This is a genomic window from Mycobacterium appelbergii (assembly GCF_032883035.1).
In the GTDB taxonomy this organism is placed as follows: domain Bacteria; phylum Actinomycetota; class Actinomycetes; order Mycobacteriales; family Mycobacteriaceae; genus Mycobacterium; species Mycobacterium appelbergii.
Genome location: NZ_JAMQTH010000009.1, coordinates 161,502 through 183,501 on the forward strand (window position 1 = coordinate 161,502; position 22,000 = coordinate 183,501).

At 66.4% G+C, this 22,000-nt stretch carries 21 protein-coding genes; 9 read left to right on the forward strand and 12 right to left on the reverse strand.

Going from position 1 to position 22,000, the window contains the following annotated elements:
• Nucleotides 1-47 precede the first annotated feature (47 nt).
• Genes map through secY form a run of 3 tightly spaced genes read right to left on the reverse strand, consistent with a single transcriptional unit; the run spans nucleotide 48 to nucleotide 2,709 of the window.
• Complete coding sequence (gene map / locus M1247_RS21550; RefSeq protein WP_317158419.1) at nucleotides 48-845, reverse strand: type I methionyl aminopeptidase; 798 nt, start codon at nucleotides 843-845, stop codon at nucleotides 48-50.
• Nucleotides 842-1,387, reverse strand: a complete 546-nt coding sequence (locus M1247_RS21555) for an adenylate kinase (protein WP_317158420.1) — start codon at nucleotides 1,385-1,387, stop codon at nucleotides 842-844. The genes map and M1247_RS21555 overlap by 4 nt, the downstream gene beginning before the upstream one ends.
• Nucleotides 1,384-2,709, reverse strand: coding sequence for a preprotein translocase subunit SecY (gene secY, locus M1247_RS21560; protein WP_317158421.1), 1,326 nt, complete (start codon nucleotides 2,707-2,709; stop codon nucleotides 1,384-1,386). Before secY ends, M1247_RS21555 begins: the two co-directional genes overlap by 4 nt.
• 299 nt (nucleotides 2,710-3,008) lie before the next feature.
• Between secY and M1247_RS21565 the strand changes: the two genes are divergently transcribed.
• Genes M1247_RS21565 through M1247_RS21580 form a run of 4 tightly spaced genes read left to right on the forward strand, consistent with a single transcriptional unit; the run spans nucleotide 3,009 to nucleotide 6,656 of the window.
• Nucleotides 3,009-3,923, forward strand: coding sequence for a class I SAM-dependent methyltransferase (locus tag M1247_RS21565; protein WP_317158422.1), 915 nt, complete (start codon nucleotides 3,009-3,011; stop codon nucleotides 3,921-3,923).
• 5 nt (nucleotides 3,924-3,928) lie between these two features.
• Nucleotides 3,929-4,828: a class I SAM-dependent methyltransferase gene (locus M1247_RS21570; protein ID WP_317158423.1), complete on the forward strand. Its 900-nt coding sequence runs from the start codon at nucleotides 3,929-3,931 to the stop codon at nucleotides 4,826-4,828.
• An 11-nt stretch (nucleotides 4,829-4,839) separates the two neighbouring features.
• Nucleotides 4,840-5,736 (forward strand): class I SAM-dependent methyltransferase, encoded by an 897-nt coding sequence (locus M1247_RS21575; protein ID WP_317158424.1) that lies wholly within the window; start codon nucleotides 4,840-4,842, stop codon nucleotides 5,734-5,736.
• Between the two features lie 8 nt (nucleotides 5,737-5,744).
• A complete protein-coding gene (locus tag M1247_RS21580) occupies nucleotides 5,745-6,656 on the forward strand; it encodes a class I SAM-dependent methyltransferase (protein ID WP_317158425.1) in 912 nt (303 codons plus the stop codon).
• Between the two features lie 6 nt (nucleotides 6,657-6,662).
• On the opposite strand, the gene M1247_RS21585 is transcribed toward M1247_RS21580, so the two are convergent.
• Genes M1247_RS21585 through M1247_RS21595 form a run of 3 tightly spaced genes read right to left on the reverse strand, consistent with a single transcriptional unit; the run spans nucleotide 6,663 to nucleotide 9,564 of the window.
• Nucleotides 6,663-7,166 carry a DUF3830 family protein gene (locus M1247_RS21585; protein WP_317158426.1) on the reverse strand — a complete coding sequence of 168 codons (504 nt, stop codon included), beginning with the start codon at nucleotides 7,164-7,166 and terminating at the stop codon, nucleotides 6,663-6,665.
• Nucleotides 7,163-8,560: an amidase gene (locus M1247_RS21590; protein WP_317158595.1), complete on the reverse strand. Its 1,398-nt coding sequence runs from the start codon at nucleotides 8,558-8,560 to the stop codon at nucleotides 7,163-7,165. The genes M1247_RS21585 and M1247_RS21590 overlap by 4 nt, the downstream gene beginning before the upstream one ends.
• 2 nt (nucleotides 8,561-8,562) lie before the next feature.
• Nucleotides 8,563-9,564 carry a D-2-hydroxyacid dehydrogenase gene (locus tag M1247_RS21595; RefSeq protein WP_317158427.1) on the reverse strand — a complete coding sequence of 334 codons (1,002 nt, stop codon included), beginning with the start codon at nucleotides 9,562-9,564 and terminating at the stop codon, nucleotides 8,563-8,565.
• Nucleotides 9,565-9,642: 78 nt separating this feature from the next.
• Here M1247_RS21595 and M1247_RS21600 point away from each other — a divergent pair, with 78 nt between their 5' ends.
• The 3 genes from M1247_RS21600 (at nucleotide 9,643) to M1247_RS21610 (ending at nucleotide 11,852) form a co-directional block, all read left to right on the forward strand.
• Entirely contained in the window at nucleotides 9,643-10,380 is a 738-nt protein-coding gene (locus M1247_RS21600) for a maleate cis-trans isomerase family protein (RefSeq protein ID WP_317158428.1), read from the forward strand.
• Nucleotides 10,381-10,479: 99 nt separating this feature from the next.
• Nucleotides 10,480-11,199: a maleate cis-trans isomerase family protein gene (locus M1247_RS21605; protein ID WP_317158429.1), complete on the forward strand. Its 720-nt coding sequence runs from the start codon at nucleotides 10,480-10,482 to the stop codon at nucleotides 11,197-11,199.
• Nucleotides 11,196-11,852 (forward strand): GntR family transcriptional regulator, encoded by a 657-nt coding sequence (locus M1247_RS21610; RefSeq protein WP_317158430.1) that lies wholly within the window; start codon nucleotides 11,196-11,198, stop codon nucleotides 11,850-11,852. Before M1247_RS21605 ends, M1247_RS21610 begins: the two co-directional genes overlap by 4 nt.
• Here M1247_RS21610 and M1247_RS21615 read toward each other — a convergent pair.
• From M1247_RS21615 to M1247_RS21640, 6 genes are all read right to left on the reverse strand, one after another.
• The gene (locus tag M1247_RS21615) at nucleotides 11,838-13,307 is read right to left on the reverse strand and encodes an MFS transporter (RefSeq protein WP_410506914.1); all 1,470 of its coding nucleotides are present in this window, start codon (nucleotides 13,305-13,307) and stop codon (nucleotides 11,838-11,840) included. The two genes, M1247_RS21610 and M1247_RS21615, sit on opposite strands and share 15 nt — an antisense overlap.
• A gap of 180 nt (nucleotides 13,308-13,487) precedes the next feature.
• Nucleotides 13,488-15,257 carry a signal peptide peptidase SppA gene (gene sppA, locus M1247_RS21620; protein WP_317158431.1) on the reverse strand — a complete coding sequence of 590 codons (1,770 nt, stop codon included), beginning with the start codon at nucleotides 15,255-15,257 and terminating at the stop codon, nucleotides 13,488-13,490.
• Nucleotides 15,258-15,323: 66 nt separating this feature from the next.
• Nucleotides 15,324-16,673 carry an MFS transporter gene (locus M1247_RS21625; protein WP_317158432.1) on the reverse strand — a complete coding sequence of 450 codons (1,350 nt, stop codon included), beginning with the start codon at nucleotides 16,671-16,673 and terminating at the stop codon, nucleotides 15,324-15,326.
• Nucleotides 16,670-17,662: a 2-hydroxyacid dehydrogenase gene (locus M1247_RS21630; RefSeq protein ID WP_317158433.1), complete on the reverse strand. Its 993-nt coding sequence runs from the start codon at nucleotides 17,660-17,662 to the stop codon at nucleotides 16,670-16,672. Before M1247_RS21630 ends, M1247_RS21625 begins: the two co-directional genes overlap by 4 nt.
• Nucleotides 17,659-18,789 (reverse strand): maleylacetate reductase, encoded by a 1,131-nt coding sequence (locus tag M1247_RS21635; RefSeq protein WP_317158434.1) that lies wholly within the window; start codon nucleotides 18,787-18,789, stop codon nucleotides 17,659-17,661. The genes M1247_RS21630 and M1247_RS21635 overlap by 4 nt, the downstream gene beginning before the upstream one ends.
• The gene (locus tag M1247_RS21640; protein WP_317158435.1) at nucleotides 18,786-19,982 is read right to left on the reverse strand and encodes an enolase C-terminal domain-like protein; all 1,197 of its coding nucleotides are present in this window, start codon (nucleotides 19,980-19,982) and stop codon (nucleotides 18,786-18,788) included. Before M1247_RS21640 ends, M1247_RS21635 begins: the two co-directional genes overlap by 4 nt.
• Before the next feature lie 119 nt (nucleotides 19,983-20,101).
• Between M1247_RS21640 and M1247_RS21645 the strand changes: the two genes are divergently transcribed.
• Nucleotides 20,102-20,992, forward strand: a complete 891-nt coding sequence (locus M1247_RS21645) for a LysR family transcriptional regulator (protein ID WP_317158436.1) — start codon at nucleotides 20,102-20,104, stop codon at nucleotides 20,990-20,992.
• Between the two features lie 58 nt (nucleotides 20,993-21,050).
• A complete protein-coding gene (locus M1247_RS21650) occupies nucleotides 21,051-21,977 on the forward strand; it encodes an LLM class flavin-dependent oxidoreductase (protein ID WP_317158437.1) in 927 nt (308 codons plus the stop codon).
• The last annotated feature ends 23 nt before the right edge of the window (nucleotides 21,978-22,000 follow it).

Sequence of the window (22,000 nt, forward strand, 5' to 3'; positions counted from 1 at the left end):
CGCCGCGCCGGTTCGCGCAATATTGACGTAAGTGTTGCTGGTGGGTGCTAAACGGTGAGAATCCGGGGCCCGTCATCAGTGACGGCCACGGTGTGCTCCCAGTGCGCGGCACGGGTGCCGTCGGCGGTGACCACCGTCCACTCGTCCTCCAGCACCACGGTTTTCGCGGTGCCCAGGGTCAGCATGGGTTCGATCGCCAGCACCGAGCCCGGGGCCAGGTACGGGCCGCGCCCCGGTGAGCCTTCGTTGGGCAGGAACGGATCCATGTGCATCTGCCTGCCGATTCCGTGGCCGCCGTAGCCGGCGACGATGCCGTACTTGCGGTTGTGCCGGGCCTCGGCGGCATGCGTTTCGACCTCGATGGCGTGCGACACGTCAGTGAGCCGGTTGCCGGGCACCATGGCCGCGATACCGGCCTCCATGGCCGAGCGGGTGGCTGCCGAAAGTGCCTCGTCGGCATCGATGAGCGCACCCACACCGAAGGTGACGGCAGAGTCGCCGTGCCAGCCGTCGACGATCGCCCCACAGTCGATGGAGACCAGGTCTCCGGCGGCGAGCGCCTCGGCGGCCGTCGGAATTCCGTGCACCACGCGGTCATTGACCGAGGCACAGATGGTGGCCGGAAAGCCGTGGTAGCCAAGGAAAGACGGGGTTCCGCCGCCGTCACGGATCACCGATTCGGCGATCCGGTCCAGATCCAGGGTGGACATTCCCGGCGCGGCGGCGGTACGCACCGCGCTCAGCGCGGCGGCGACCAGGGCGCCAGCGACCGCCATCGCGTCCAGTTCTGCGGCGCTGCGCTGCGCGACGACCTTGCGGTTGCGCAGCCCCGGCAGGGAAATCACTTACCCAGTGCGCGCAGCGCGCGGGCGAAAACCTCGTCGAGGGCACCGACGGCATCCACCGTCAACAGGTCGTCGCTGTAGTACGCCAGTAGCGGTTCGGTCTCGTCGCGGTAGACCTTCATCCGGTTGCGGATGACCTCGTCGGTGTCGTCGGCGCGGCCGCGACCCTTGAGCCGGCTGAGCAGCTCGTTCTCGGAAACCTGGAATTCCAGCACCGCGTCCAGCTTGGTGTTGCGCGCGGCGAGCATGTCGCGCAGCGCTTCGGCCTGCTCGACCGAACGGGGATAGCCGTCGAGAATGAACCCGCCCGCGGCGTCCTGCTGGTCGATCCGGTCCTCCACGAGCCGGTTGGTCAGCTCGGCGGGAACAAGATCACCGGCGTCGAGATACCGCTTTGCTTCCAAACCCAGTGGGGTCCCGTCACCGATGTTCTTACGGAACAGATCGCCGGTGGAGATTTGCGGGATGCCGAGCTTCTCGGACAGCTTCTGCGCCTGCGTGCCTTTGCCCGCCCCCGGCGGTCCGAGTAGAACGACTCTCACTTCAGGAACCCTTCGTAGTTGCGTTGCATGAGCTGGCTCTCGATCTGTTTGACCGTATCCAACCCGACGCCGATCATGATCAGAACCGCAACGCCGCCGAACGGCAGGTTCTGCAACGTGGCGCCACTTCCCATCTGCAGGAAAACGTTGGGCAGCACGGCGATGCCACCCAGGTAGATCGAGCCGGGCAGGGTGATCCGGCTCAGCACGTACCGGAGGTAGTCCGCGGTCGGCTTACCAGGACGGATGCCTGGGATGAAGCCGCCGAACTTCTTCATCTCGTCAGCACGTTCGTCGGGATTGAAGGTGATCGACACATAGAAGTAGGTGAAGAACACGATCAGGCCGAAGTAGATCGCGATGTACACCGGGTCCGCCGGGTTCGTCAGATTCTCGGCGACGAACGTGGACCACCAACCGGTGCCGGGTTCCGAGCTGCCGCTCTGGATCAACTGGGTGATCAGCTGCGGGATGTAGATCAGCGATGACGCGAAGATCACGGGGATCACGCCGGCCTGGTTGACCTTGAGCGGTAGGTAGGTCGAGGTGCCGCCGTACATCTTGCGGCCCACCATGCGCTTGGCGTACTGCACGGGGATACGGCGCTGGCCCTGCTCGACGAACACCACGCCGGTGAGGATGGCCACGGCGGCCACACACACGAGCGCGAACACCAGTCCGCCGCGGTCCTCGAGGATCATGCCGCCCTCGGACGGGATACGGGCGGCGATGCCGGCGAAGATCAGCAGTGACATGCCGTTGCCGATGCCACGCTCGGTGACCAGCTCGCCCATCCACATCACCAGCGCCGCGCCCGCGGTCATCACCAGTACGATCACGATCAGCCCGAAGATCGAGCTGTCCTGGATGACGTCGAGCGAGCAGCCCTGCAGCAGTCCGCCGTTGGCGGCGAGCGCGACGATTGACGTGGCCTGCAGGATCGCCAGTGCGATCGACAGATAACGCGTGTACTGCGTCATCTTGGCCTGGCCGGCCTGGCCTTCTTTTTGGAGCTGTTCGAAGCGCGGGATCACCACCACCAACAGCTGCACGATGATGCTGGCGGTGATGTAGGGCATCACGCCGACCGCGAACACGGTCAACTGCAGCAACGCACCACCGGAGAACAGGTTGATCAGCGAGTAGATCTGTCCCGCATCACCGCCGCTGACCTGCTCGATGCACTTCTGCACGTTGGGGTAGTTGACGCCGGGAGACGGAATGGACGCGCCGACCCGGTACAGAATCACCAGGCCGAGCGTGAACAGGATCTTTCGTCTGAGGTCGGGCGTCCGCAGGGACGAGATAAAAGCCGAAAGCACTCTTCCTCCTGCGCAGCCGACCTTCTCAGCGCGGCGTGCCAAATGGGGCTGGTGGGTCCAGCGTCTTGGTCAAGTCATATACATGACTCCCGACGTCCTGGACGCTATAGGCCCAGGTCACCGGAACAGGCGCGAACCTGTGGAGTCACGCGTCAAACAGTCTACGAGAGTAACAGTTGACCCCCGACGGCCCCGCATCGATCAGCGGCAACAGCGGGCGGGCGACCATACAGTTTCAGAGCGTACAGTCGGCGACGGCTCATTACATGACCTAACTAACCGGGACCGAAGGGGTTTACATGGCGCGTACTGCTGACGACACGTGGGATCTGGCGTCCAGTGTGGGTGCCACCGCGACGATGGTGGCCGCGGCGCGGGCGATGGCGACCGACGCCCCCGATCCGGTGATCGACGATCCGTTCGCCGCGCCGTTGGTGCGTGCTGTCGGCGTGGACTTCTTCACCAAGCTGGTGGACGGCGAGTTTTCGGCAGGGGACCTCGACGAGGAGGCCGCGACGGGCCTGGCCCGATTCGCCAACGGCATGGCCGCGCGGACCCGCTTTTTCGACGACTTCTTTCTCGACGCGTGCCGCGGCGGGATCCGGCAGGCTGTGATCCTGGCCGCGGGCCTGGACTCGCGCGCCTACCGGCTGCCGTGGCCGGCAGGCACCGTGGTCTTCGAGATCGATCAGCCACAGGTGATCGAATTCAAGACGACGACCTTGACCGAACTGGGCGCAGCGCCCACCACCGACCGCCGGGCGGTGGCCGTGGACCTGCGCTACGACTGGCCTGCCGCACTCACCGAGGCGGGGTTCGATCCGGCCAAGCCGACGGCGTGGATCGCCGAGGGTCTGCTGGGCTACCTTCCGCCGGATGCCCAGGACCGCCTGCTCGATCAGATCACCGAGTTGAGCGCCCCAGGCAGCCGCGTCGGCGTCGAGGGTGTGCCCTCCACCTCAGATCTGGATCAGGACACGATGCGGGCCAAGATGCAGGATTTCTCCGACCGTTGGCGCGCCCACGGCTTCGACCTGGATTTCAGCGAGCTGGTATTTCTGGGCGATCGTGCGGAGGTGACGACATATCTCGAGGGGCACGGCTGGCGCACGAACAGCATCGCCTCCAACGATCTGCTGATCCGCACCGGCCTTCCGCCGGTCGAGGACGACGCGCAGATCGCGTCGGTGGTTTACATCAGCGCCGAGAGGTAGTTGCGATGGCACGTTCCGATACCGACAGCTGGGACCTTGCGTCCAGCGTGGGCGCGACAGCCACGATGGTGGCCGCGGCCCGCGCGATCGCGAGCACCGAGCCGCAACCGTTGATCAACGATCCGTATGCCGCGCGGCTGGTGCGTGCGGTGGGTGTGGATTTCTTCACCAAACTCGTCGACGGCGAGATCACCCTCGACGGTGAGGAAGCCGACGCCTCCAGGCTGATGGTCGGGGTGATGGCGGTGCGCACCAGATTCTTCGACGACTTCTTCGTCATTGCGGGCGAGGCGGGGATACGCCAGGCGGTCATCCTGGCCTCCGGGCTGGATGCCCGCGCCTACCGGCTGCCATGGCCGGATGGCACCGTCGTCTATGAGATCGATCAGCCCGAGGTCATCGGCGCCAAGACGGCGGCGATGGTCGACATCGGGGCGACGCCGACCGCTCAGCGCCGCGCCGTGGCGGTCGATCTGCGCGACGACTGGCCCGCGGCACTGCGCAGCGCGGGCTTCGATCCGGCGGCGCCCACCGCGTGGAGCGCGGAAGGACTGTTGGCCTACCTGCCGCCAGAGGCGCAGGACCGGTTGTTCGACAACATCACCTCGTTGAGCGGCACCGGCAGCCGGCTGGCCACCGAGGACCACCTCGACGGGGCGCGGTTTCGCAACCGCGGCAATGCCATGAGCGAGCGCTGGCGCGCACACGGTCTCGACATCAACCTGTCCGACCTCTGGTACGACGGCGACCGCAACCGGGTGGACGGATACCTGACCCAACACGGCTGGCAGGTCACCACCCGTCCCCGCGCCGATGTCTTCGCCGATTACGGCCGCACCCTGCCCGACACCGACGAGACCGCACCGATACGTGATTCGTTGTCAGTCACAGCAATTCGACAGTAGGAGATACACCAATGGCACGCACCGACGGGGACGCCTGGGACCTGGCCAGCAGCGTCGGCTCCACGGCCACCGGCGTCGCGGCATCGCGCGCACTGGCGACCAAGCAACCCGACCCGCTGATCAACGATCCGTATGCCGACGCACTCGTGCGCGCCGTCGGGCTGGAACACTGCATCCGCCTTGCTGACGGTGAGGCGTGCGTGGAGGGCGATCAGATGCTCGACCGGCAGCGCATGTGCGAACAGATTGCCGTGCGAACCCGGTTTTTCGACGACTTCTTTACCGGCGCGGGAGAGGCGGGTGTTCGCCAAGCCGTGATTCTCGCGTCGGGGCTCGACACCCGTGCCTACCGGTTGGCCTGGCCTGCGGGCACGGTGGTCTTCGAGGTGGATCAGCCGGGGGTCATCGAGTTCAAGAGCCGCACGCTGGCCGACCTCGGCGCCGAGCCCACCGCCGACCGCCGCGCGGTCGCCGTCGACTTACGCGATGATTGGCCGCAGGCACTGCTGGACAGTGGTTTCGACCCCACCCGCGCCACCGCGTGGATCGCCGAAGGGCTGTTGATCTACCTACCCCCCGAAGCCCAGGATCGCCTGTTCGACAACATCACGGCGCTGTCCGCACCGGGCAGCGGGCTGGCGACCGAGCACATGGACATGGCCAAGCTGTCGCAGGCCTGGTCGACGAAGGTGACTGAATGGTCGCGCCGGATCGGATCCGACGTCGACCTGATGGACCTGTTCTACTCTGGTGACCGCAACACCGCAGGCAGTTATCTGACCTCGCAGGGCTGGCAGGTGCGTGTCCAACTGTCTCGTGAGGCCTACGCAGGGTATGGATTTGAGTTTCCCGATGATCTGGCTGAACTGGCCGGCGACTCGGGCTATCTGTCGGCAACACTGACTTAAGGGATGCGATGACACGGACCGACCGCGATAGTTGGGATCTGGCATCCAGCGTGGGTGCGACGGCGACGATGGTGGCGGTGGGGCGCGCGATCGCCAGCACCGATGCCCACGGCCTGATCAATGACCCGTTCGCCGCCCCGCTGGTGCGGGCTGTCGGCATAGAAGCCTTCACGATGATGGTGGACGGCAAGTTGGACATCGCCGAAGTAGCACCCGAAGCAGCGGGTCAGGTGCGCTCGAACATCGACGAAATGGCCGTACGCACAAAGTTTTTCGACGACTATTTCGTGGCGGCCACCGATCGCGGAATCCGGCAGGTGGTAATTCTCGCCGCAGGCCTGGATTCCCGCGCCTACCGGTTGCCGTGGCCGGATGACACCGTGGTGTACGAGGTCGACCAACCCGACGTGATCGAGTTCAAGACCCGCACGCTGGCTGACCTCGGCGCCGAACCCACCGCGCAGCGCCGCACCGTGCCGATCGATCTGCGCGAGGATTGGCCTGCCGCGATGCGCGCAGCTGGTTTCGATCCCGGCCTGCCGACGGCCTGGTGCGCGGAAGGCCTGCTGATCTACCTGCCCCCCGAGGCCCAGGACCGGCTGTTCGACAACATCCATGAGCTCAGTGCACCCGGTAGCGCCGTCGCCACCGAATTCGTACCCGGCATGAAGGATTTCGATGCGGAGAAGGCGCGCGCCTCAACGGACGCATTCAGCCGGCTCGGACTGAACATGGACATGCCCTCGCTGATCTACCACGGTGAACGGCATTCCGCGGCCGACTATCTCGGTCCGAAGGGCTGGCAGATGGCCGGCGTGGCACGTTCGGACCTGTTCGTCCGGTATGGCTTGCCGACACCGGAATTCGGCGACCGTGATGTGCTCGGTGAGATCGTGTACATCAGCGGCACACTCGGCTGAGTTCGACTACGAGTCGGACAGCCGGGCAAAACTCAGCGTTTCCCCCCGGACGCCGCCCATCCACAGGTCCTGACAGGCCGCCGCCATCTCCTCCAGACCGTCGACGACCGCACCGAAGACGTTGCCGGGCACCCAGCCCTGGTCGCCGTTGATCAGCAGGTTGTTGCGTCCGTAGAACAAGGCCAGGTCGACGATGGCACCGGTTGTCCCTGTCCCCGTGGTGTTCTCGTAGCCGTATGCTGGATTACCCAGATCGTCGTCGTCGAATGAGAACCAGCACAGATCACCGGGAATCGGTGTCACCGTGGTGTTCTCCTTTCCGGGGTCCGCACTGAACCCCGGCAGCAGGGTGTAGATCTCGTTACGGGCGTATTTTCCGTGAAACACCTGCGCCGACAGCGGCAGTGCGTCCCACACGGCCGCACAGGTGCGCGGCGCCTCGGCGTCGAGCAGGCGCGCGACGCAACTCACGCCGCGCAGATCGAGGGACACGCGGATCAGCCGGCTCATCCAACCTCCTCAGTGAGCAGTGGCGGCACCATGCGGTGCCAGTCTGTGGCGTTCTGATAGGTCTTCCCGATGCGTAGCACCAACGCATCGGCATGCCGCGGGCCCACCACCTGCAGCCCGATCGGCAGCCCGGCCGAACTCAGACCGCAGGGCACCGACAGCGCGGGTTGCTGGGTCAGGTTGAACGGATACGAATACGGCGCCCAGCTCGTCCAGTCGGGTGAGGCCGAGCCATCGGGCACGTCCTGCCCCACGGGGAACGCGGTGACCGGCAGGGTAGGTGTGATCAGCGCGTCATAGTTCTGGTGGAAACGTCCCATCAGCTCACCGAGCCGCATCCGCACCGCGGTCGCGTCCAGATAGTCAGACGCGGAGTACAACGCGCCGAGTTCGGCGGTGCGGCGCAGCCCGGGGTCGATCCGGTCGGCTCCACTGAGCCTGCCCTCCAACACTTTTGCCTCACCCGAGAACCACAGCACATGGAAGGCGTGCACCGGGTCGGTGATGTTCGGATCGATCTCGTCGACGCGCGCCCCGGCGTCGACGAGCACCTGCACCGCAGTGCGCACCGCACGGTCCACCTCGGGTTCGTTGCGGCCGTAGCCGAGGTTCGGCGAGTACGCGATCCGCAGACCCGCGACTCCCCCGTCGAGATCCGACCCGAAAGGTGAACCCGGAGTTGGCATTGCCGACCAGTCCCGGGGATCGAAGCCGGTGATCACATCCAGCAGCGCAGCGGCGTCGGCCACGGTGCGGGCCATCGGCCCGGCATGCGACAACGTACCGAAGGGACTCGGCGGATACAGCGGGATGAGCCCGTAGGTCGGCTTCAGCGCGGTGGTGCCGGTGAACGCCGCGGGTATCCGCACCGAGCCGCCGCCGTCGGTTCCCACCGACCACACCCCCATGCCGAGGCCGACCGCGGCCGCGCTCCCGCCGCTCGATCCGCCCGCCGTGGTGGCGGTATTCCACGGGTTTCCCGTCACGCCGTAGCGCGGCGAATCGGTGACGCCCTTCCACGAGTATTCCGGCGTGGTGGTCTTGCCGAGCAGCACCGCGCCCGACTCGCGCAAGCGCGCCACACTGGGCGCGTCCTCATCCCACGGCCCGGCCTCGTCGATGAGCCAGCTGCCACGCAGCGTCGGCCAGCCCCGCGTCCACAACGCGTCCTTGATCGAGGTCGGGATGCCGTCGGCGGGGCCCAGTGGGCGTCCCGCGTGCCACCGCGCCTCCGATTCCCTGGCCGTGGCGAGCGCGCCGTCGCCGTCGACCAGCACGTAGGCATTCACCCGCGGGTTGTGGCGGTCGATGGCGTCGAGAGCCGCCCGGGTGGCCTCGACCGGCGAGAGCGTTCTGGTGCGGTATCCCTCGATCAGGTCGACCGCCTGCAGCATCGTCACACGCCCCCCTCAGAGCCCGATGTCGCCGGCAGCCCGGCTCCGGTCACATAGCCGCGCACCTTGTCGACCACGTTGAGTAGTTGCTGCCCGGCCAGCCAGCGACGGACGTTCTCCGCGAACTGTGCGGCCAGGGTGTCACGCCACCCGAGGACATCGCCGGACATGTGGGCGGTGATGGTCGCGCCGGGGGCATCCCACAGCGGATGATCGGCGGGCAGGGGCTCGGTGTCGAACACGTCGAGGGTGGCTCCACCGATGCGCCGCTCGGTCAGCGCTGTGAGCAGAGCCGCCTCGTCGACGATGGGCCCTCGGGCGATATTGACCAGGTGCGCATCGGGTTTCATGGCGTCGAGCACCGCGTCGTTCACCAGGCCGCGGGTCGCTGCGGTCAGCGGCGCGGCCATCACGAGGTGATCGCACCATCCGGCTTCGGCTGCCAGATCGGCGGCGGCCACCACCTGTCCGAAATCGGGATCCTCGCTGCGGGCGACGCGCCCGGCTCCGCGCACGGCCAGCCCGGCTGCGCGCAGCAGGCGGGCGATCTCACGGCCGATGCCGCCCGTGCCCACCACCAGCGCCCGTGCGCTGGTGATGCTGCGGGTTTCCCGGTGCTGCCACCGATGTCGACGTTGCAACTCGAAGCTGGCATGACTGCCCTTTGCGTGGGCGATGACCGCGCCGAGCACGTATTCGGCGATGGGACGGTCGAATACGCCCCGCGCGTTGGTGACCACGACGTCAGATTCCCGCAGCTCGTCGAAGAGCAGGGTGTCCACGCCCGCCGCGGCGACGTGGATCCATTCGAGCGTGCCGGCGTCGGCCCACACCTCGCGCACCGCGGTCGAGAAGTAGTCCCACAGCAGTAGTGCGCGGGCCCCCCGAAGAGCCTCGGCCAGGCCGTCGGCAGCGCAATATCGGAAGTCCACATCCAAACCCTCCAGCCCGTGCGGACGGTCGGCTGCACTCTTACAGAGCACGGCGATCACCGGGTTCGGCACGGCCCCGACGCTAGGGACACGCCGTATGATTGTCAACAATCTCTTGCCGGTTTGGTCATCCGGCCTCACACTGTGGACATGACCCTCGGGGAACTGGCACCAACCCCACCATTGCACCAGGTAGGGATAGGTGTTGTGACGCCATATGACTTCGCGCTCGACCGCGAATTGTGGCGCTGGGTGCCCGACGATGTGAGCCTGTACGTGACCCGCCTCCGATATGCCCCACTCGCGGTGACCGTTGACATGGCGGTGCACGTCTCCGAACCCGAGCAGGTCCTCGCCGGCGCCGCCAACGTGCTCGCGGTGTCGCCTCTGGTCACCGCGTACGCGTGCACCGCGGGCAGCTTCGTCAAGGGAATGGCCGGGGAGGCGGCGTTGGTCGCGGCGATGTGTGCCGCTGGCGCCCCCGCCGCGGTGACCACCAGCGGCTCGATGCTCACCGCGCTGCGACATCTCGGGCTGAACCGGGTCGCCACCGTCACGCCTTACACCACCGACCTCACGGTCGGGCTGACCAGTTATCTCATGGAGGCGGGCGTCGAGGTGGTCGCCACCGCCGGATTGGGCATGACCTCCCAGATCTGGGCGGTGCCGTACGAGACCACCGCCGATCTGGTGCGCGCCACCGACGTGCCCGAGGCCGAAGCCATCGTCATCAGCTGCACCAACTTGCCGACATACGACCTGATCGCCCGGCTGGAAGCCGAAATCGGCAAACCGGTGGTCACCGCCAATCAGGTCACGATGTGGGCCGCCCTCGCGGTCGCGGGCCGCAAAGCCGTCGGCCCCGGGCAGCGGCTGCTGGAGGCGTGAGAACCGCGCGGCACCCGATGCAGCGGCTAATTTGAGCGCACCGGTTGTTAGAATTGTCAACAATCCGACTGTTTCGATGATGGTGATCCAGGAGACTGCATGGCGACGGTAGGGGTCCTCTATCCGGGCCACAGCGCAGAGGACGACTATGCCGCCCTCGAGAAGCGGTGGACGGGCACGCTGCGGCTTCCGGTGGTGATCACCTCGGTCGGTGAGGACGCACATCGGGTCGACGCGCTACTCGATCTCGGCCGGGCCGAGCGGCTGGCCGACGGGGTCGCGCAATTGGCTGCCGCCCGACCGGAATCCGTGATGTGGGCGTGCACATCCGGCAGCTTCGTGTTCGGCGCCAAGGGCGCCAGGGCGCAGGCGGCGAAGGTGGCGGCGGTCGCAGGCGTGCCCGCCTCGTCCACCTCGATCGCCTTCGCAGATGCTCTGCGCCACTTGGATATCCGCCGGGCGGCGATTGCCGCGTCGTATCCGGCGGACGTGGCCGCACATTTCGTGAGCTTCCTGGCCGACGAGGGCATAGACGTCGTCGCGATGGGCAGCCACGGCATCATCACCGCCGCCGAGGTCGGCGAACTCGGCCCCGACCACGTGGTCGCCATGGTCCGTGCGGCCGATCATCCGGACGCCGAGGCGGTGCTCGTCCCCGACACCGCCATGCACACACTGGAATTCATCGACCGCCTGGAAGCGGCGGTCGGCAAACCGGTGCTCACTGCCAACCAGGTGACGGTGTGGAAGGGGATGCAGCTCGTCGGGCCGGTTCCGGCGGCGCCGGGCCTGGGACACCTGTTCGGCGGACGGAAATGACCGAGTTCATCGCGCCGGTGGTGCAGGAGTCGACGCCGAGCATCATCGCCGACAAGCTGCGCCAGGCCATCGCCAGCGGCGAGCTCGAACCCGGCGCTCAGGTCGGAGAGGCCGGGCTGGCCCGCAGGTTCGGCGTCAGCCGTGGACCGCTGCGGGAGGGGATGCAGCGTCTCACCCAGGAAGGCCTGCTGATCTCAGTCCGCAACCGGGGGGTGTTCGTCAACCGGATCACCGACGAGGATGTGCGCGACACCTACCTGGCGCGCGAGGCCATCGAACGCGCCGCCGCGCGAAAGATCCTGCAGGGCGACCCCACCGCCGCCGGGGACGCGCTGCTGACCGTCGTCGAGGAGATGGCCGCCGCGACGGGTCCCGCCGAGATCAACGAGGTCGACGTGCGCTTCCACGAACTGCTCCTCGAACTCGCGGGCAGCCCGCGGTTGACCCGCATGCACCAGACCTTCATCGTCGAAACCCGGATGTGCGTCGACGCGCTGACCGACTCCTACCCCACCCCCGGCGATCGGGTCGCCGAACACCGCGCACTGGCGGTGGCGATCCAGTCCGGCGATGTCGAGCTCACCGACAAGTTGGTCATCGCGCATATGGAGGAAGCGGTGGATCGGCTGGTCTCACACCTACCGGTCGGCTGAGCCCGACCCCTCCGTCGCCCCGTCCGCCCCGCTCGGCACGGTCTCGTACTCCAGCTGCGGCGGCGCCTCCGGCGTACCGGGTATCTCGGTACCGCTGATCGGGCACCGGGCGGTTTCCGGCACCTTGATCAACGCGAGCAAGCCGATCACGCAGGCGCCCATCATGTAGTAGGCGGGCACGAGGTTGTCCCCCGTCTTACCCACCAGCCACTCGTTGACCGCGGGCGCGGTCCCACCGAACACAGATGTCGACACGTTGTAGGCGATCGCGAAGCCGGCATAGCGGACCTGCGTGGGGAACATCGCCGGGAATGTCGCCGAGATGGTCGACAGCTGCGGGACGTAGAGCAGGCCCAGCACGGCGAACCCGATGATCGCACCCAGCATGTTCGTCGACATCAGCATGAACATCGGAATCCCTGCGATGAACAACCCGATCATCGAGAACCACCACATCGGCTTACGCCCGACCCGGTCCGAGATGTGCCCGGCGAAGGGCAGGAACACCATCATCGAGAGCATCCCGATCACCGGAACGATCAGTGAGTGGCTGCTCGACAGGCCGATCTCCCGCTCCAGGTAAGTCGGCATATAGGTGAGCAGGGTGTAGTTGACCACGTTGAGCGCGACGACCAGACCACCCAGGCGCAGGATCGGACCCCAGTACTCCGTCAACAGATCCTTGAACTGGGCTGTGGCGGCCTGTTCCTTTTCACCCGACTGCTCGAGCTCACGGAATATCGGGCTGTCCTCCAGCTTGGATCGCAGGTAGACACCGACCAGGCCGAGCGGGGCCGCGACCATGAACGGCAACCGCCAGCCCCACGTCCCCATCTGATCGTCACTGAGCAGGACCGAGAATCCGAGCATCAGCAGCGCGCCGAGCGAGAAGCCTGCCAGGGTCCCGAACTCCAGGAAGCTGCCGAGGAAGCCGCGGCGGCGCGATGGGGCATATTCGGCCATGAATGTCGCGGCGCCACCGTACTCACCGCCGGTGGAGAAGCCCTGGACCATGCGAAGCAGGACCATCAGCGCGGGCGCCCACAAGCCGATCGCTGCGTAGGACGGGATGAGGCCGACGCAGAACGTCGCGCCGGCCATCAGGACGATCGTGATGGCGAGCACCTGTTTGCGGCCCACCCGGTCGCCGAGCGGACCCCAGACGAACCCGCCGAGCGGACGCACCAGGAACGACACCGCGAACGTGGCGAGCGCGAGCAGGGTCGCCTGACCGGTGTCGCCGGGGAAGATGGCGGCCGATATGTAGCTCACGCCATAGGCGTAGATACCGTAATCGAACCATTCGGTGGCATTGCCGATTGCCGACGCGGCGATGGCACGCCGCAATACCTTCGGATCCGGCGCCTCGGCCGCCGGCTCCTGGTAGTCGACCTCCGGCTTGTCGCCGAAGCTTTTGATCGGGCGTTTTGGGGCAGGCACGGGTCCTCCTCGCATCTGACGACCCGGTGCCAGCCGCATTTCTGCCCGCTGGACTGACTGGGGTCAAAACCGCAGGACCAGGCCGTCGCTTCGTCGACAATTCAGTAGTTGCCAGAGCCTGACGTTACAACCCGGTCGGCGGCCGTGCACCCGCGCGTGACCACGCCGTTACCAAAACGGCACCGTATTAGCTGGTCAGAACCGATGCTGGCCGAGCCACAAAGCGTGCACGCCGGTCACCGATTCCTGCACCTGATGCACCGCTCCGGCAACCGAACTGCCGACCAGAGCGGCCAGCGCCTCCGGCACCGACGACGCGGCGGGCTGCGAGGACGGCTTGGGCCGCAACATGTCGAGCCACGACGACCCCGGGTAGCTCACCACCCGCACCTCGGTGTCCGGTTCGAGCCCGGCCAGCACCTTGGCGCGCATGACGGCGGTACGCAACCCGCCCAGCTCGTCGACCAGGCCACGTTCCTTGGCGTCGGCGCCGGTCCACACCCGCCCGCGCGCAATCGCATCCACCGCAGCCACCTCGAGCTTGCGGCCATCGGCCACCCGCTCGATGAAGTCCGTGTAGAACAGATCGGTCTCAGCTTCGACGTGGGCGCGTTGTTCGTCGGTGAACGGCGCATTCGTCGACCACGCATCGGCATTGACGTTGGTGCGGACGGCATCCGAGCCGACACCGAGTTTGTCCTTGAGCTCGCGGGAGATCAGCTTGCCGGTGACCACGCCGATCGACCCGGTGATCGTGCCTGCGTTGGCGACGATCTCGTCGGCGGCCATCGATACGTAATAGCCCCCGGACGCGGCCACCGCGCCCATCGACGCGACCACGGGCTTGCCTGTCTCGCGGGCCCGGACCACTTCGCGCCAAATGGTTTCCGAACCGGTCACCGAACCGCCCGGGCTGTCCACCCGTAGCACGATCGCCGACACCTCGTCATCGGCTGCCGCCTCCCGGATGGCCGCGGCGATGGTGTCGCCCCCGGCAGTGGGATTTCCCAGCGGCAGCACCTGGGGTCCACCCCGGCCGCTGACGATGGACCCGTGCAAAGTCACCACGGCCACAGTCGGTTTCGACTTGCGCCCGGGAAGTTGCGGGACGGGTTTCGGCGCGGTCGCCCGCGCATAGCGCGACAGATACAACCGTGGGGCACCGTCTTCGCCGTCGGCGTCGCCGGAGGCGCCGGAAAGCTCCCCGATCCGGGCGTAGGCCTCGTCACGGAAGCCGATGCGGTCGATCAGGCCGCCGCTGACGGCCTGCTCGCGCAGCAGCGGAGCCTTGTCGGCAAGGTCGTTGACTGCCTCGACCGTGACATGCCGGGATTCGGCGACGGCCCGCCACACCTGGTCCTGCAAGCTTTCGATCAGGCGGGTGTCGGCCTCACGGTGCGGGTCGGTGTAGCGATCCTGGGTGAAAAGGTTTGCCGCAGACTTGTATTCGCCACGGGTGAAGAACTGTGCCTCGATGCCGGCCTTGTCCAGCGCGTCCCGCAGGAACATCGCGTTGGTGGCGAATCCGACCAGACCGACGGTGCCCGACGGCTGCATCCACACCTCGCGGAATGCCGACGCCAGATAGTACGAGAGCGTGCCCGGGTAGGTCTCAGCCCACGCCACCGTGGGCTTGCCGTCGCTGAATGCGGCGATCGCGTCGCGCAACTCCTGTACCGGTCCTGCCGCGGCGGCGGGGACCTGCACGCGGGCGATCAGTCCGGCCACCCGGTCGTCTTCGGCGGCGCGGTGGATGGCGGCGACCAGTTGCCGCAGCACCAGCGGGCGTCCGCCGACGGCGATCATGGCGAGCGGATCGAATCCGGCGGACTCCGGGGGCACCGACTGCAGATCCAGCTCGAGCACGCAGCCGCTCGGCACCCCGCTGTGGCGGGCCGTATCGACCTTGCGGACCAGTGCCCGCAGGTCGTCGGGACCGGGCAGTCCAGGAAGGAAGGCGAACATGATCCGAGCCTACCGATCGGTATTCACTGCGCGCAGGAGCGAACTTCACCTACCTTGCGCAAGGTGTCACCGGGACCTGGCCACGGGCACAGCGCCCGGTCGCCGTTCCAGATCGACCATCGGGGCCAGGTCGACGCCACGTGTCTCCGGCAGCGCCATGACGGCGAGCAGTCCGGCAACGGCCACGCCGGTCATCGCCACCGCCAGCCAGATCGGCGCACCGCCGCCCACGCTCACCAGACCTACCGCAACGACAGGTGCCGGGCCTGCCAGCACTGCGCCCGGAATCTCACGGCCGAGGGCGAAACCGCTGAACCTGAACTCTGCCGGGAAGAGCTCGGCGTAGAACGCGGCCTGCGAGCCGAACATCGCCAGGCAGCCACCCAGTGCCAGTGCGAACGCCACCAGAATCAACGCGGTGTTGGCGGTGTCGAGCAGCCAGAAGAAGGGAAAGGGAATCACCGCGCAGAAGGCGCTGACTGCCAGGTACGCCGGTTTGCGCCCCGTGCGGTCGGACAGAGCACCGATGAGCGGAATCGCAATCGCGCCAACGGCGCAACCCGCAAGCACTGCGCTCAGGGCAACGCTCTTGGCGACACCCTTGTCTGCGATGTAGCTCAGCGAATACGTCTGGACGACATAAATATTGAAGGCCAGTACGCCGTTGGCCACCATGACCAGAAGCAATCGCTTCGGCATCGCCTTGACCAGTGCAATGGCGGGCACCCTGGTGCGGACACGCGCTTCTTTGAGGTCGGTGAAGACCGGTGATTCCGGAACGCGCAGCCGGATCAGGAGTCCGATGGCGACAACAAGCATGCTCAGCAGGAACGGAACCCGCCAGCCCCAGCTCATCAACTGGTCTTCGGGAAGCATGGCCACACTGGCGCTGACGGCGGCGGCCAGCCCGATGCCGATGAACACACCGGCGGCGGGCAGTGACGAGAAGAATCCGCGGCGCCTGACGGGGGCGAATTCGGCCACCATGGTCACGGCGCCGACATATTCGGCACCGACACCCAGACCCTGCAGCAGCCGGCAGATGACCAGCAGGATCGGGGCGAGCACTCCAATGCCGGCGTACGTCGGCAGCAGACCGATCGCGACGGTCGCGAAACCCATCAGTAGCAGAGTCGCGACCAGCGCGAAACGCCGCCCGTACCGATCGCCGAAATGGCCGAACACCATGGCGCCGACCGGGCGCGCGAAGTATCCGACGCCGAAGGTGGCGAATGCTGCGACAGTTCCTGCGGTTGTGGAGAATTCGGGAAAGAACAGGGTGCCGAACACCAACGCCGCGGCCTGGCCGTACACGGCGATGTCGTACCACTCGATAATGCTGCCGATCACCGTTCCCGGGATCAGGCGGTTTTTCGATTCGTCCCAGATCTGGTCTGAGGTTTCTGTGGCGGTCATTTCCGGGCTCCTCGTTGAGCGTTGTCTCCCGCCGCGCGCACCACATTGCGCAGTGGTTGCCCCTCGGTGAGGCGGTTGATGTTGTCGGCGATCACCGCGTACCGGCGGCGAGGCAGCTCGGTGGTCCAGGCGCTGGAGTGCGGTGTGCACCAGGCGTTGGGTAGTTCCCACAGCGGGACACCTGCCGGCGGGATTTCTGGGTTCTCGGGTGTGGGATAGCGGTACCACACATCGAGAATCGCGCCGCCGATCTGGTTGTCGCGCAGGGCTGCATACAGTGCAACCTCAGACACGATCGGTGCCCTGGAGACATTGACGAGGACGGCATGTGCCGGAAGGCGTTCGAGGGCGTGCTCATCGATGAGCCCCTCGGTGTCCGGGGTCAAAGGGCAGGCGAGGACCAGATAATCGGTTTGTTGCTGCAGCCGGTCCAGCTGATTGATGGGCAGTACCGACGCATGATCGTCGGAGACCGCCGAGTCGTCGACGGCAATGACGTTGACTCCGAAGGCATGCGCCCGGGCGGCGATGGACCTGCCGATGCGCCCGTAGCCGACCAGCAGCAGGGTCTTGTCCGCCAACTCACCATGGGGTCTCCGGTTGCGGTACATCTGTGGCCAGGCATCGGCGCCGAATCCGTGTTGCAGCTCGCCGGCCCGGATCTCCCACTCCAGCAGGCGCGCCACGACGAACTCGCCGATCGGTCCCTCATGCTCGAAAACGTTGCACACCACGGTTTCCGGGCTCAGTTCCCCGATGTGGATCTGGTCGAGACCGGCGCCGGGTACATGCAACATGCGAAACCGTGGCGCACCGGCGGGACGCGAGAACCGTAGGGAAACCACAATGTCGTCGTCGGCGATCTTGCTGTCGAAGGTCGTTGTGTCAGCTGCCGACCACGGCAACGAGATGACCTCGGCCGCGACATTGAGGTGTGGGAGAAGGTCGTCCCGGTGTTCACCGGCCTCTCCGATGAGGAAGATCTTCATCGCGGACCGCCCGGTCGCACCCCGCGCGATGCGGCTTGCAGTACCGAGCGCACCACTTCCGCGGTGACAGGCGCGGGGTTGCCTGCCCTGTTGGCGTTATGGATATCGGGGTCGGTGGGCGGTGCATCAGCCGTGGTGGCGATCAGCACTCCGCGTTCGATGTCGTCGGGCGTGAATCCCACCTCGTCAAGGCCGGTGGGCAGCCCTGCGTTCCTCGCCAGATCCCAGATGGTCCCGGGCAGATCGTCGGTGCCTATCGCATCGGCAATGCGCGCCATGGCCTCCGGGGCAGATCCCACCAGTTGTTCGGTGACGTACGGCAGTACGACGGCGTGTGCCGTGCCATGCTCGACGCCATAGCTGCCGCCGAGCATATGGGCTACTGCATGCTGAAGCCCATAGCCTCCTGTCAGCGCTGCACCCGAAAGGTATGCCGCATACAGCATTTCGTTACGCAAGCTAATATTCGAAGGGTCCGCAACCAACGCAGGCAGCGTGTCGGCAATGATGCGCGCGCCTTCGATCGCGGCGGGTGCCAGCAAGGGGCTCAGGCTCGGCAGATAGATGGCGTCGACACAGTGCGCAAGTGCGTTCATCGCGCTGGCCGCGCTGATCGTCGCCGGCAGCGCCTGAGAGAGTTCGGCGTCATAGATGACGGTTGACGGACGCATGGCCAGGCGTTGGCGCATGCGTTTCACACCGTTCTCGGTCATCCCGCAGTAGCCGGTCATCTCCGATCCGCTGTACGTGGTGGGCACGGCGATGATGGGTAGCCCGGTGTCGTAGGCGATGCCTTTGCACAACCCCGTGGCCGCACCTCCACCGATGGCGACGAGACAGTCGGCGCCGCGGCTCGCTGCTTTGTCCACGCCGCGGCTGGTCACCTCGACCGGCACCTGGCTGACCGCTTCGGGAAGCAGTCCGACGCAGAGATCACCGACGGCGGTGGCGAACTCGTCGCCCAGACTTGCGCGTCCCGGCGTGGTGACGATCATCGCCCGGTCCGCCTTGAGCCGGCGTATCTCCTCGGCGAGAGTCGCGGAGGAGCCGGGACCGAACACGATCCGCGGCGGCGTCGCATTGTGGACGCCGGCAGGGTGGGCGAAAGTACGCAGGGTGCGGCTCACCAGTCCACCACCGTTCCGTCGTCGAGGATCGCGGCGCTGCTGTGGGCCACTTCTGGCCGGTAGGGATGCTTGGCCGCCTCGCGTTCGTCGACGACCACCCCGAGCCCGGGTTCTCGTGGCACCTGCCAGTAGCTGCCGTCACGGCGCATGGGCGTACTCACCACGTCGTCGTACCAGCTCACCGCTCCGCTCATTTCCTCTTGAATGACGAAATTCGGTGTGCTGACGGCGAAATGCAGCGCCGCCGCACCCGCGATCGGCCCGTTGGGGTTGTGCGGTGCGACCCCGACCATCTCGGCGTCCGCGAGAGCCGCGATGCGCTTTCCCTCCAGCAGTCCGCCGGTGTGGTTGAGGTCGGGCTGGGCGACGTGTAGCGCCTTGGCCTGCAATACGGGGAGGAACTCTTTGAGGCCGACCAGCCGCTCACCGGCGGCGATAGGCACGGTTGACCGCTCGGCGACGATCCTCAGCGCTTCGGTGTCGCCGGGCTGGACGGGTTCTTCGCAGAACAACGGATCGTAGGGCGCCAGGACATCGATGTACTGCAATGCCGCGGCGATCGACGCCGGCCTGCCGTGGAAGTCGATCATGATGTCGACATCGGAGCCGACGGTCTCGCGCAGCGTCGCCATGAGTGTGTCGACGCGCCGCCGTTCAGCCGCGACAGTGAGATGCGCACCATACGGAATCAGTACGACTTTTACTGCGTTGTAGCCCTTTTCGACAACCTCGACAGCCTTGTCACGCAAGACAGCGGCGTCGCCGGTATCGTAGACCGACCGCATGTCCCCCAGGCCGAGGTGGGTGTACACACGTACTTTGTCGCGCACCTGGCCACCGAGCAGCCGCCACACGGGCACCCCGAGCGACTTGCCGAAGATGTCCCACAGAGCGTGTTCAATCCCGCTGATCGCGGTGACACCGACGATCCCGAGCCGGTAGTAGCTGTGTTTGGTCAACACCCGGAGGATCTGCTCGATATCGCGGGGGTCACGGCCGATGACCATCTGCTCGAAGTCTTCCAGGGCGCCCAGAACCGCCCTCGTCTTCCAGTTGAGGCTGGCCTCACCCCATCCGAACAGTCCGTCTTGATCCGTGCGGACCTTCACCAGGATCCAGTTGCGCAGTTCGGCATTGACGACGGTCGTCTCGACGCCGGTGATGCGGATGGGCGGCCCTTCCGGGTGTGACATGCAGGTTGTCCTTCGGTTCGGTATGACGAAGACCACGCTATGGGCCACCTGCTGATAAGGTCCAACTCTTAATTGTGATCAATTGATTTTGTTTACTTATTTCTGCTTGTCTGGGGGGTATGGACCGGACAGGCCTTGAATACTTTGTCGCGCTGGCCGAGGAACTCCACTTCGCCCGTGCCGCCGAGCGCTGCCACATCAGCCAGCCGGCGATGAGCCAGCAGATCCGCCGACTGGAACAAGCGATCGGCGTACGTCTCGCGCATCGCAACAAGCGGATGGTGTCGCTGACACCGGCGGGTATCGCGTTCCTCGGCGAGGCCCGAAAGATGCTGCGCCAGATGTCGGAAGCCGCCGATATGGCGGTGCGCGTCGATCGCGGCGAGATCGGCCAACTGCGTCTGGGCGTCACCGCTCCTGCCCTGTACGTGGTCTATCCCGAGATTGCTGCGCTGTTCCGAACGGCCCATCCGGATATCGGCGTACTGGTGCAGGAGATGACCACGGCCGAACAGGAACGCGCCTTGCAGGTGGGCGACCTCGACATCGGTCTGATCCACCCCCCATTGGAAGGAGGTGGCCTGGCCGTACAGGAGATCGGGCGGGCACCCTTTCACGTCGCCCTGCCGTCCGATCACCGGCTGACGGCGGCCAAGTCCTTGGAACTCGGCGACCTGGCCGACGAACAGGCCGTGATCTTTCCCCGGCAGATCGCACCACAGCTCTACGACACAGTGCTCCGGCAGTGCCAGGAGGCAGGCTTCACCCTGAAGATCGCGATGGAAGCGTTTCCCGCGCAATCGATCATCGCCCTAGTCGCTGCAGGAGTGGGCATCGGATTCATCGCCTCACGAACTCAACGACTCGACCGTCATGGCGTGACCTACCGCCCGATCCGTGGGCCGCACCCACAGCTGTCCATCGGAGTGGCGTACCACACCGACGGGACCACACCCGCTGTCCTGGCCTTTCTCGCGGCCGCCAGGACTGCGGGCCGGGCCATGCGGTAGTCGTATCCCGCGGTGCGCTGGCGCGAACTCTCGGCTGCCGGCCCGTACCGTGGGAGCGGTGCGATTCTCCATCTCTCTGCCGCAATTGGACCGCGACAGGTTCGACGCGGCCGGCTTCAAGGACTATGTCGCCCGCGCCGAGGAACTCGGCTTCGAGGCAGGCTGGACGGTGGAACAGACCGTCGGCCTGACCCCGCTGATCGCACCGCTGGAGTTGCTGTCTTACGCCGCGGCCTGCACCACGCGGCTGCGGCTGGGCGTCGCGGTGCTGGTGACCTCGCTGCACGATCCACTGCAGTTGGCGTCGTCGATCACTGCGGTGGACCGGCTCAGCCACGGCCGCATCGATGTCGGTGTCGCCCCCGGCGGAGGTTTCCGGCAGTTTCCAGCGTTCGGCGTGGACTCCTCGACGTTCATCGCGAGCTTCACCGAGGGGCTGAACCTGATGAAGGCGGCCTGGTCGGACGAAGAGCGGGTCACCTTTCACGGGCAGTTCCGCGACGTCGACGATCTGCCGATCACGCCCAAGCCGATACAGCGTCCACATCCACCGATCTGGTTCGGCGCCCACGCACCCAGGGCACTTGCCCGGGCGGTCCGGCACGGCGACGCGTTCATGGGCGCGGGCTCGTCGAGCACAGCGGCATTCGCCGATGCGGTCCGGGTGCTGCGCGGCGAGATCGACGAACAGGGCCGGGACCCTTCGACTTTCACGGTCGGCAAGCGGGTGTACCTGATGGTCGACGACGATGCCGACAGGGCCCGCGAACGCGTGCTGGCCGGGCTGCGCCGCATCTACGACACGAGACCGGGCATCGAATCGGTTCCGGTGGCGGGCACGCCGGACGACGTGGTGCGCGGACTTCGCGAGGTCATCGCCGCCGGCGCCGAGACCATTCTGCTCAACCCGGCCTGCGCAACGGTCGCCGAAGACCGCGAACAGCTGGAACGTCTTGCCGCCGAGGTCGTTCCACAGCTCACCTAGATCCCCCGGTCTGCCTCCAACGC

Bases quoted from the DNA above. Each gene is read 5' to 3' on its own strand.
- M1247_RS21630 (WP_317158433.1), bottom strand. From the start codon at position 17,662: ATGAAGATCTTCCTCATCGGAGAGGCCGGTGAACACCGGGACGACCTT.
- M1247_RS21645 (WP_317158436.1), top strand. From the start codon at position 20,102: ATGGACCGGACAGGCCTTGAATACTTTGTCGCGCTGGCCGAGGAACTC.
- M1247_RS21585 (WP_317158426.1), bottom strand. From the start codon at position 7,166: ATGAGCCGGCTGATCCGCGTGTCCCTCGATCTGCGCGGCGTGAGTTGC.
- M1247_RS21600 (WP_317158428.1), top strand. From the start codon at position 9,643: ATGACCCTCGGGGAACTGGCACCAACCCCACCATTGCACCAGGTAGGG.
- M1247_RS21605 (WP_317158429.1), top strand. From the start codon at position 10,480: ATGGCGACGGTAGGGGTCCTCTATCCGGGCCACAGCGCAGAGGACGAC.
- M1247_RS21590 (WP_317158595.1), bottom strand. From the start codon at position 8,560: ATGCTGCAGGCGGTCGACCTGATCGAGGGATACCGCACCAGAACGCTC.
- M1247_RS21610 (WP_317158430.1), top strand. From the start codon at position 11,196: ATGACCGAGTTCATCGCGCCGGTGGTGCAGGAGTCGACGCCGAGCATC.
- M1247_RS21575 (WP_317158424.1), top strand. From the start codon at position 4,840: ATGGCACGCACCGACGGGGACGCCTGGGACCTGGCCAGCAGCGTCGGC.
- M1247_RS21570 (WP_317158423.1), top strand. From the start codon at position 3,929: ATGGCACGTTCCGATACCGACAGCTGGGACCTTGCGTCCAGCGTGGGC.
- M1247_RS21625 (WP_317158432.1), bottom strand. From the start codon at position 16,673: ATGACCGCCACAGAAACCTCAGACCAGATCTGGGACGAATCGAAAAAC.
- M1247_RS21615 (WP_410506914.1), bottom strand. From the start codon at position 13,307: ATGCGAGGAGGACCCGTGCCTGCCCCAAAACGCCCGATCAAAAGCTTC.
- sppA (WP_317158431.1), bottom strand. From the start codon at position 15,257: ATGTTCGCCTTCCTTCCTGGACTGCCCGGTCCCGACGACCTGCGGGCA.
- M1247_RS21580 (WP_317158425.1), top strand. From the start codon at position 5,745: ATGACACGGACCGACCGCGATAGTTGGGATCTGGCATCCAGCGTGGGT.
- M1247_RS21640 (WP_317158435.1), bottom strand. From the start codon at position 19,982: ATGTCACACCCGGAAGGGCCGCCCATCCGCATCACCGGCGTCGAGACG.
- M1247_RS21565 (WP_317158422.1), top strand. From the start codon at position 3,009: ATGGCGCGTACTGCTGACGACACGTGGGATCTGGCGTCCAGTGTGGGT.